The 10193-nt window shown below is 40.8% G+C and carries 7 protein-coding genes, 1 tRNA gene and 1 pseudogene; 8 read left to right on the forward strand and 1 reads right to left on the reverse strand.

The window, feature by feature from the left end; translation table 11 throughout:
- Nucleotides 1–568: 568 nt before the first annotated feature.
- The 8 genes from lldP (at nt 569) to ACKI4H_RS16635 (ending at nt 10023) form a co-directional block, all read left to right on the forward strand.
- Nucleotides 569–2239, forward strand: a complete 1671-nt coding sequence (lldP, locus tag ACKI4H_RS16600) for an L-lactate permease (RefSeq protein ID WP_407307677.1) — start codon at nt 569–571, stop codon at nt 2237–2239.
- A 20-nt stretch (nt 2240–2259) separates the two neighbouring features.
- On the forward strand, nt 2260–3003 hold the full coding sequence (gene lldR / locus ACKI4H_RS16605) for a transcriptional regulator LldR (RefSeq protein ID WP_407307679.1): 744 nt from the start codon (nt 2260–2262) through the stop codon (nt 3001–3003).
- Between the two features lie 2 nt (nt 3004–3005).
- Nucleotides 3006–4160 carry an FMN-dependent L-lactate dehydrogenase LldD gene (lldD, locus tag ACKI4H_RS16610; RefSeq protein ID WP_407307682.1) on the forward strand — a complete coding sequence of 385 codons (1155 nt, stop codon included), beginning with the start codon at nt 3006–3008 and terminating at the stop codon, nt 4158–4160.
- A gap of 301 nt (nt 4161–4461) precedes the next feature.
- On the forward strand, nt 4462–6159 hold the full coding sequence (gene dld, locus ACKI4H_RS16615) for a D-lactate dehydrogenase (protein WP_407307685.1): 1698 nt from the start codon (nt 4462–4464) through the stop codon (nt 6157–6159).
- 183 nt (nt 6160–6342) lie between these two features.
- Nucleotides 6343–8376, forward strand: coding sequence for an FAD-dependent oxidoreductase (locus tag ACKI4H_RS16620; RefSeq protein WP_407307687.1), 2034 nt, complete (start codon nt 6343–6345; stop codon nt 8374–8376).
- Between the two features lie 97 nt (nt 8377–8473).
- Nucleotides 8474–8563 (forward strand) — tRNA-Ser (locus ACKI4H_RS16625).
- Between the two features lie 100 nt (nt 8564–8663).
- Nucleotides 8664–8999, forward strand: coding sequence for a hypothetical protein (locus ACKI4H_RS16630; protein ID WP_407307689.1), 336 nt, complete (start codon nt 8664–8666; stop codon nt 8997–8999).
- A 172-nt stretch (nt 9000–9171) separates the two neighbouring features.
- Nucleotides 9172–10023, forward strand: a complete 852-nt coding sequence (locus ACKI4H_RS16635) for a hypothetical protein (RefSeq protein WP_407307691.1) — start codon at nt 9172–9174, stop codon at nt 10021–10023.
- A 41-nt stretch (nt 10024–10064) separates the two neighbouring features.
- Here the strand turns inward: ACKI4H_RS16635 and ACKI4H_RS16640 are convergent.
- A pseudogene (locus tag ACKI4H_RS16640) lies at nt 10065–10193 on the reverse strand (IS5/IS1182 family transposase); the annotation flags it as partial.

Below are 10193 nucleotides of genomic sequence, written 5' to 3' on the forward strand. Positions count from 1 at the left end.
TAAATGTGTGAAGTAAAGGGTTTGAGCCTAATAATCCATTATAATCTTGATAGGACATAAAGCTAAGAAGAATTGAGTAAAGTCAGATTTTCTTTACTCAATTGCAAGCACTTTCTAAGCAATAAAAAAATTCAGACCAATTTTTTGATGAATGAAATGAATTAATGTATGCCCCGTTGAAAATCTTGATCAAGAGATGGAGCAGGTTGTTTTGAGGGTTAAATATATAATATGGAACAGTAAGTTAGGGGGATTAGACTAAAGTTGCATACATATATAGAGGTCAAAATATAATTTAAAAAAATTAAATAAAAACAAAGCTAAAGTTTCTGTTGAATCATGTTTAGCGCATTTTAAAAAACAGTCTCTGATTTAAATTCCTGTATTTATTGGTCTGACCAATATTATTTTATTCAGACCGCTATTGATCTTTAATTAAACAAAAACTAGTATATTTGCTTAAATGTGAATTATTTTTTTGTTTTATTTGTTATTGGTCATACCAATATTAATTTAATTTTTTAAATAATCAGACCAATTCTAATAGCGCCGTGAGCATTTCAAGGAGATGACAATGCTTCAATCTTGGCAACAGATTTACGATCCTATGGGGAATATCTGGATTTCCAGTGCAATTGCCCTTATTCCAATTATCTTTTTCTTCCTCGCATTGGCGATTTTCCGCTTAAAAGGTAGTGTGGCGGGAACCATTACAGTTATTTTAGCACTGCTGGTTTCTCTTTTTGCTTATCAGATGCCTGTTGCAGTCGCTTTTGCCTCCATGATTTATGGTTTTTTCTATGGTTTGTGGCCGATTGCCTGGATTATTATTGGGGCAGTGTTTTTATATAAAATTTCAGTAAAAACCGGACAATTTAATATTATCCGTTCTTCGATTTTATCGATTACTGAAGACCAGCGTTTGCAAATGCTGCTGGTGGGATTTGCTTTCGGTACCTTTCTTGAGGGGGCGGCAGGTTTTGGTGCACCGGTTGCCATTACTGCTGCATTGCTGGTTGGCTTGGGCTTTAAACCATTATATGCAGCAGGCTTATGTTTAATTGTAAATACCGCACCCGTTGCCTTTGGTGCAATGGGGATTCCCATTATTGTCGCAGGGCAGGTGTCTGGTGTGGATACCATGGAAATTAGCCAGATGGTGGGTCGTCAGTTACCGTTCATGGTGCCGATCGTCTTGTTCTGGATCATGGGCATTATGGATGGCTGGCGTGGTATTAAAGAAACCTGGCCTGCCGTGATTGTGGGTGGTGGCTCTTTTGCAATTGCACAATATTTAACCTCTAATTTTGTTGGTCCAGAACTGCCGGATATTACTGCAGCCATTGCATCTTTAGTGACCTTGACGATTTTACTTAAATTCTGGAAACCTAAACACATCTTCCGTTTTAGCAATGAAGACGGCAATGTAGATGAGAGCTTACAAGCCGATAAGCAAAAAAAATACACACTGGCACAGATTGCAAAAGCTTGGTCTCCATTCATGATTTTGACCGTGATGGTGACTATTTGGAGTATCAAGCCCTTTAAGGATTTGTTCACCAAAGACGGTGCATTGCATGACTGGGTGTTTTCAATCAAGGTGCCGTATTTGCATCAACTGGTGCAGAAAATGCCGCCGGTGGTTTCACAAGTTAAAGACTACGATGCTATTTTTAAATTTGACTGGCTCTCTGCCACAGGGACAGCCATTTTTATTGCCGCTATCATTACCATCATTTTCCTAAAAATGAAGCCAAAAGAAGCGGTTGTGACTTTTGGTGAAACTCTCAATGAATTAAAAACCCCGATTTATTCCATTGGTATGGTGTTGGCCTTTGCGTTCATTGCTAATTATTCAGGCATGTCGGCAACATTGGCATTGGCGCTGGCACATAGCGGCAAAGCCTTTACTTTCTTCTCGCCATTCTTGGGCTGGATCGGGGTATTTTTAACCGGTTCCGATACTTCAGCCAATGCATTGTTTGCAGCGCTGCAAGCCACCACTGCTCAACAGATTGGGGTGCCGGAAGTGCTGTTGGTTGCCGCCAATACCAGTGGCGGGGTCACCGGAAAAATGATTTCGCCGCAATCCATTGCAATTGCCTGTGCTGCGGTAGGACTTGTAGGTAAAGAATCTGATCTGTTCCGTTTTACCGTTAAACACAGTATCGTCTTTACCATCATGATGGGTATTATTATTACCTTACAAGCTTATGTGTTCCCGTGGATGATTCCATAACACGCAATTGAGGTCAGCAAATGAAAGTCTCCGACAAAGTCGTACAAAGCCTGCGCATATTGATTGAGCAAAACAATATGAAAGTTGGAGATCGTTTGCCTGCTGAACGGAAATTATGTGGACAACTGGGCGTATCTCGTTCCTCTTTACGCGAAGCCATTCAGCAACTGACCAGTCGAGGAATGTTACTGAGTAAAGTGGGAGCAGGTACTTTTTTGCAGCAATTGCCGACCAATTGGTCGCAACATCAAATCGTGCAGCCTTTAAGTGATTTGATTGATCAAGATCCTGCTTACCGTTTTGATGTGCAGGAAGCACGAACTATTCTGGAAGGTGGGACAGCGTGGTATGCCGCAGAGCGTGCCACCCCTGAAGACCTGCAAAATATTCGTGATTGCTATGCCCAGATTAGCCATTTTCAAGCCATCGGTGATGATGATCAGGCAGCACAGGCCGATGCCAGATTTCATCTTGCCATTGCTGAAGCCTCGCATAATTTGGTGCTGATCCAGATGATGCGTGGCTTATTTGATTTGTTGCAATTCAACGTAGTTCTGGGGCGCCGAAAAGTGTATTCCGAACCGCATCGTTTTGATCAGTTGCATTTACAGCATCAACAAGTGATAGATGCGATTGAACGTCGAGATCCAGAAGCTGCCAGACAGGCAGTGTGTGGACATATTGAGTTTGTTATTCAACAAGTGCGCTCGATTGATGAGGAAGATGCCCGTCGTCAGCGTGCGAGTCGATTAAATAGGATTTAACCATGATTATTTCTTCTGCTAATGATTACCGCGAAGCCGCTAGACGTCGCTTGCCGCCCTTTTTGTTTCATTATATTGATGGGGGAGCATATGCGGAATATACGCTCAAGCGTAATGTAGAAGACTTATCCAAAATTGCCTTAAGACAGCGTGTTCTGAACGATATGTCGTCTTTAAGGCTGGAAACCAGATTGTTTGATGAAACCTTGTCGATGCCTGTGGCTTTATCGCCGGTCGGATTGACAGGGATGTACGCGCGTCGCGGTGAAGTGCAGGCGGCAGTCGCGGCAGATAAAAAAGGCATTCCTTTTACTTTATCGACAGTTTCAGTGTGTCCGATTGAAGAAGTGGCACCGGCCATTCAGCGCCCAATGTGGTTTCAGCTTTATGTGCTACGTGACCGCGGTTTTATGAAAAATGCCTTGGAGCGTGCCAAAGCGGCAGGTTGTTCAACTTTAATTTTTACTGTGGATATGCCTGTTCCAGGTGCGCGCTACCGCGATGCCCATTCCGGCATGAGTGGCGCCAATGCCGCCATGCGCCGTTATTTGCAATCGGTATTGCATCCGCAATGGGCATGGGATGTGGGATTGCATGGCCGTCCGCATGACTTGGGCAATATTTCAAAATACTTGGGTAAGCCGACTGGACTTGAAGATTATATTGGCTGGTTAGGCAATAATTTCGATCCGTCTATTTCATGGAAAGATCTGGAATGGATTCGGGAATACTGGGATGGACCCATGGTCATCAAGGGTATTCTGGACCCTGAAGATGCCAAGGATGCAGTACGTTTTGGGGCAGATGGTATTGTGGTGTCGAATCATGGTGGACGTCAGCTGGACGGCGTTTTATCCAGTGCCCGCGCTTTACCGCCGATTGCCGATGCAGTCAAAGGCGAGATTAAAATTCTGGCCGATTCCGGTATCCGTAATGGTTTAGACGTGGTACGTATGCTGGCTTTGGGAGCAGATACCTGCATGCTCGGCCGTGCCTTTATTTATGCTTTAGGGGCAGCAGGTGGAGCAGGTGTAAGTAACTTACTTGAGCTGATTGAGAAAGAAATGCGTGTGGCGATGACTTTAACCGGTGCTAGAACGATTCAAGATATTACTTCAGACTGTTTGGTGAAGTTAAATAAAGTGTTGGCTGAGTGATTTTTAATTAATTTTCTTCGGATGATTTATATAGGAATGCTCCTTCTCTTACGCCAAAAATGGCTCAGGGAGAAGGTTGGAATGAGGGTGTTTTAAATTTAAATCTTTTTTTGTCAACATCTCTCTCTAACCCTCTCCTAGGAGGAGAGGGAACTTCCATGACATATTAATCCGCTCATTTTTAGAATTGAAATGTTTTGGATCTCAAAAGATCACTTTATGAATGAAAAAATCCAAATCCATAAAGTATGACGTTAAAAAAATTATCGTTTAGATATTTACAAATGGAAAAATGCCGAACATGAATTCTTCAATAAATTCACCGCAAACCATTCAAAACCTCATCACGATTGTCGGCAAGCAACATGTATTGACTGATGCCAATGACACCCGTTTATATCGTCAAGGTCGACGTTATGGATCCGGTCAGGTTCTGGCAGTAGTGGTGCCCGGTTCTTTGGTTGAGCAATGGCAGGTATTACAAATTGCTGTTCAGGCAGATTCTATTGTCATTATGCAGGCTGCCAATACTGGACTCACCGGAGGATCAACGCCTTTTGGTGATGATTATGATCGACCTGTTATTTTAATCAATACCCGCCGTTTAACCGGTATTCAAGTGATTAATGATGCAAAACAAGTCATTTGCTTGCCTGGTGCAACCCTAGACAAACTTGAAAAGGAACTTGCTCCTTTTAATCGTGAACCGCATTCCGTGATTGGTTCTTCCTGTATTGGAGCTTCGGTGTTAGGTGGAATTTGCAATAATTCGGGTGGAGCTTTGGTTCGTCGTGGACCTGCTTATACCGAACTGGCACTGTATGCGCGGGTAAATGAGTCTGGGCAACTCGAACTGATCAATCATTTAGGTGTAAATTTAGGCTCAACACCAGAAGAAATTTTATCCAAACTTGAAAGTAAGCAATATCAGATGAATGATATTCAGCATGATTCTAATTGTTGTGCTTCAGATCATCATTATGCACATGATGTAACACAGGTCGATGAAGATACTCCGGCACGATTCAATGCAGATCCATCACGTTTGTTTGAAGCTTCCGGTTCTGCAGGTAAAGTTTGTGTTTTTGCGGTACGTCTGGATACTTTTGAAAAAATTCCGAGTCAGGTGTTTTATGTCGGAACCAATACTCAGCAAGATTTAACCGAAATTCGACGTTTCCTTTTGAAAGATTTGGCACGCTTGCCGATTGCGGGGGAGTATATTCACCAGGTCGCTTATGATATTGGCGCCGAATATGGTAAAGATACTTTCATGTTTATCGAGAAATTTGGGACTGCCAGAGTGCCTGCTGCTTTTGCCATGAAAGATAAAGTCGATGGCTACTTGGAAAAAATCGGCATGAAAGGGCTGTCAGATAAATTGCTGCAAATGGTAACCAAGTTTTTACCATCGCACTTGCCGAAACGCATGAGTGAATTTCGTGATCTTTATGAGCATCATTTGATGCTGCGTATCGAAAATCAGGACGTACAACAGGTTCAGCAATTTTTAAAACAATATTTTTCATCCCATCCCACGGGAGATTATTTTCTCTGTACCGACGAAGAAGGTCGAAAAGCCTTTTTACACCGTTTTGCCGTTGCTGGTGCCGCCATTCGTTATCGCGATACCCACCGTAGTGAAGTGGAAGATATTGTGGCGCTGGACATTGCCTTACGCCGTAATGACCGTGAATGGGTCGAAACTTTGCCTCAGGAAATGGATGACTTGATTATTCATAAACTGTATTACGGCCACTTTTTATGTCATGTTTTTCATCAGGACTATATTGTCAAAAAAGGCGTAGATCCTGTGGCTATGGAGCATCAAATGTGGCATTTGTTGGATCAGCGTGGTGCAGAATACCCCGCCGAGCATAATGTCGGACATTTATATGTCGCCAAACCGACTTTAAAAAATCATTATCAAAAGCTCGATCCAACCAACAGTTTTAATGTCGGGATTGGTCATACTTCCAAATTAAAACATTGGAATTAAACCGCTGTAATTAAAATAAAAAATAATCATGCGTTTTATCTCTGGTGCAGCTTAACAACTGCACCTTATTTGGCAAATTGACTGTTTCGTCAGATAATGCTGAAAAGATGTCATAAACAAATAAATAAAAATAGGTAAAGTAGTATGCAACAAGTTGCAAAGCCAATAAATTAAGGATTCATCATGACAACAAGCTATGCAAATATTTTAAAACCGCTACATTTGGGCTTTACGACCATTAAAAATCGTGTCGTGATGGGTTCTATGCATACCGGTCTGGAAGACCGTTTTTATAACTATCCAAAACTGGCGGCATATTTTGGAGAGCGTGCTAAAGGTGGTGTTGGCCTGATTATCACGGGTGGGATTTCACCAAACCGCCAAGGCTGGTTACTGCCAGTTGGTGGTACCATGAATAATTTGGGTGATGTGGCACCGCATCGTTTAGTGACCCATGCGGTACATAAGCATGGTGCAAAAATTTTGATGCAAATTCTGCATTCTGGCCGTTATGGTTATCAACCCTTTGTGGTTTCTGCCAGTCCAATCAAATCGCCGATTTCACCTTTTAAACCTCGGCAGATGAGTGAAAAGCAGATTCTCGATACCATTGATGATTATGCCCATACTGCCAGCATTGCCAAAAAAGCTGGCTATGACGGTGTAGAAATTATGGGTTCAGAAGGCTATTTGCTGAACCAGTTTTTAAGCCGTCATGTTAATCAGCGCGAGGATCGTTGGGGGGGGGATATCCTAAACCGCATGCGTTTTGCCGTTGAAATTGTACGAGCAATCCGTGAGAAAGTCGGTGAAAAATTTATTATCTGTTTCCGCCTGTCGATGCTGGATCTGGTTCATGATGGCAATACTATGCAGGAAGTGATTACTGTGGCTCAAGCTTTGGAAAAGGCAGGGGTAACTTTGCTGAATACCGGTATAGGCTGGCATGAGGCACGTATTCCGACCATTGTGACTTCAGTCCCGCGTGCTGCATTTGCAGACTACACGGCAGAAGTGAAAAAGCATGTCGCAATTCCAGTGATTGCCTCCAACCGTATTAACATGCCTGAAACAGCCGAAGCCATTTTGGCGGCTGGAAAAGCAGATATGATACAAATGGCACGACCGCTGTTGGCAGATGCTTTCTGGGTCAATAAAACTGCGACCAATCGGGTCGATGAAATTAATACCTGTATTGCCTGTAACCAAGCCTGTCTGGATCATACTTTTAAAAATAAACGGGCCACCTGTCTGGTCAATCCACGCGCTGCTTATGAAACGGAACTGGTGTATTTAAAAACCAAAAATCCTAAAAAGATTGCCGTTATTGGCGGTGGTGTGGCAGGAATGTCTGCTGCAACAGTGGCTGCCAGTCGGGGGCATAAGGTCACTTTATTTGAAGCTGCCACTGAGGTGGGTGGGCAATTCAATTTAGCCAAAGTCGTTCCGGGTAAAGAAGAATTTCATGAAACCATTCGTTATTTTAAAGTCCAGATTGAAAAAACTGGGGTAGATCTTCGATTAAATACCAATGTGAACCGTGAACAACTTGAGCGTGAAGGTTTTGATGAAGTGATTGTGGCAACTGGTGTTATACCGCGTGCATTAAAAATTGACGGTAGCGATGCACCGCAAGTGTTGTCTTATGCAGAAGTATTACGCGGAGCATCCGTCGGTCATAAAGTGGCGGTGATTGGAGCAGGCGGTATTGGTTTTGATGTATCGGAATTTTTATTAAAACCTGAACATCAGCCACAACCGCAGCCGTTGGCAGACTGGCAACGCGAGTGGGGCATTGACCCAAATCCGAACTATATTTCTGAAGGCGGCATGCAGCCTGCCGAAGTAGATCCACCTGTCCGCGAAATTTATTTATTACAACGTAAAACCACGCCGCTGGGTATGGGTTTAGGCAAGACCACTGGTTGGGTACATCGTGCGCAATTGAAAAAGCATGCAGTGAAGATGCTACGTGGTGTGCAATATAAATCCATTAGCAATGAAGGCTTATGGATTGAAACCAATGGTTATGACCAACTTTTACGTGTAGATACCGTTGTCGTTTGTGCAGGACAAGAGTCAGTAAAAGACATTATGCCAACCGAAGAGGAATTTACCTTGGCAAATTACCATATTATTGGGGGTGCCAAGCTGGCGGCAGAGCTTGATGCGAAGCGTGCCATCCGTGAAGGTGCTGAATTAGCAGCCAGATTATGATTTTTTAAGGTAATTTGGCGAAACAATATTCATTTGAATGGTTTGGTTGTAATTTTTGCTTGTCAGTTTTTAAAAAGATCCGTATTATGGCGCACATGGAAGCGTGGCAGAGCGGTTTAATGCACCGGTCTTGAAAACCGACGAGGGTGTGAGTCCTCCGTGAGTTCGAATCTCACCGCTTCCGCCAAATTACAATCACAAAGCCTTGATCAATGATCAGGGCTTTGTTGTTTTTAGGGTTATGCAACGTAAGCCTGTAGTAAGCAATAAAGATAATTAGGGGGTAAATGGCATTAAATGAAAATTATATTCTTGAGGACTCAGATGCCTTGGGCAGTTTCGGTTTTATAACTTATACAGTTTCCTTAAAGGCTAAGGATAGAAGCTTCCTAATGGGGTTGAGGAATAAAGAAGACTTAGCAAATTTTGAAGAATCGCTAACGACCTATTCTACAGCTATTCATGAGTATAGACATTATTACGACATGACCCATACTACTTATGGGATAGAGTATTTTTATAATTTAGATCAAGCACTTAGACAAAGATTTAAGCACGAAAATGGTGATGAATATCATTTTTATAAAATTAAAAAGTTTGCAAATGAACTAAAAAAAAATTAGATATCCTTCTTATTACAACCAACTTTGGCAAGATGATGATAGTAAAAAATGGGACTTAATACCTTCTATTGGTAAAGTTTTTGATTCATATGGAAATGTATCAGACAGACCAATTTTATTTGCATGTTATTTTAATGCTCAAGGTGAACGTTTAGCTAGACATCCTTTCTCTATGGTGAGTTTACTTGAATGCTCAGCAACAATTGATGAATATATTAACTCAATGGGGAATATCGTTGGTTTACTTAAAAATGATGAAACTCAACGAAATTTTTTAGCGACTAGGTTCAAAAAAAATAGTTTAGATTATATCTATAATATTTATTTAACAGAATATTCAACTTGTTTTCATCTAATAGCAAACCATTTTAGAATTGAAAATTTAGATGATCTTTTTGATATAGCTAGAGTGTTACTAGATATCTGTTTGAACTTTACAGAAAAACATTTTGATTTATTTAATGATAGTAACATTGTAGATAAATTATTTAAGCCATCAGCAGGATTTACGACAGAGCAGTTAAATGATTATATTTATTTTAATACTTCATTAAAAAATGGTCTTAAATTTTCAGAAAGACCAATTTTATTCTATGTTTTGTTACAGCTAATGGAAAAGAAAAAATTTAAAAATAAACAAGAAGTAATTCTAGAAATTGATAGGATATTAAGCTCATGTGGTTTAAGTTGTAAAAATATTATTACTGATGCAAGAAAATTAGTTAAAGATAAAGTAAATTTAATTATTCACTCAGATATAAATTATTTTGCAAAAATATCTCAAACAATTGGTTCTAACTTGGACAGGATTAGCAGGGCAGAAAATATTGATTCAGGATTTAATTTTCTATTGAAATTTATTCAACATTTAGATTTACCTCTTTTAGAAACGGAATCTGGTTTTGAAATCTTACTTCCTAGAGAAGGTAATATATTGGCAGAGGTTAATTATCGTCAGGAAATAAAAGCTATCTTACTACTAAAAAATTGGGTGGATCAGTATGATGATGCCTGTATTTTTTAAAAACTAAAGAAAGATAAACTTTTAATTCCTAGGGCGTGTCCTCATTTGGCTTTGCACCAAATAAACAAGCAAGCTAAGAACAACATGGATTTATAATTACGAGCTAACTTTTCAAAACGAGTGGCAATACCACGAAAGTGCTTTAATCTGGCAAAGGCATTTTCAACAAG

This window comes from Acinetobacter sp. (assembly GCF_045628685.1).
GTDB lineage: Bacteria > Pseudomonadota > Gammaproteobacteria > Pseudomonadales > Moraxellaceae > Acinetobacter.

What these genes read in the sequence shown, in the direction of transcription:
- ACKI4H_RS16620 (WP_407307687.1), top strand. Translation starts at nt 6,343, where the DNA reads ATGACAACAAGCTATGCAAATATTTTAAAACCGCTACATTTGGGCTTT.
- lldD (WP_407307682.1), top strand. Translation starts at nt 3,006, where the DNA reads ATGATTATTTCTTCTGCTAATGATTACCGCGAAGCCGCTAGACGTCGC.
- lldP (WP_407307677.1), top strand. Translation starts at nt 569, where the DNA reads ATGACAATGCTTCAATCTTGGCAACAGATTTACGATCCTATGGGGAAT.
- ACKI4H_RS16635 (WP_407307691.1), top strand. Translation starts at nt 9,172, where the DNA reads ATGGTGAGTTTACTTGAATGCTCAGCAACAATTGATGAATATATTAAC.
- lldR (WP_407307679.1), top strand. Translation starts at nt 2,260, where the DNA reads ATGAAAGTCTCCGACAAAGTCGTACAAAGCCTGCGCATATTGATTGAG.
- ACKI4H_RS16630 (WP_407307689.1), top strand. Translation starts at nt 8,664, where the DNA reads ATGGCATTAAATGAAAATTATATTCTTGAGGACTCAGATGCCTTGGGC.
- dld (WP_407307685.1), top strand. Translation starts at nt 4,462, where the DNA reads ATGAATTCTTCAATAAATTCACCGCAAACCATTCAAAACCTCATCACG.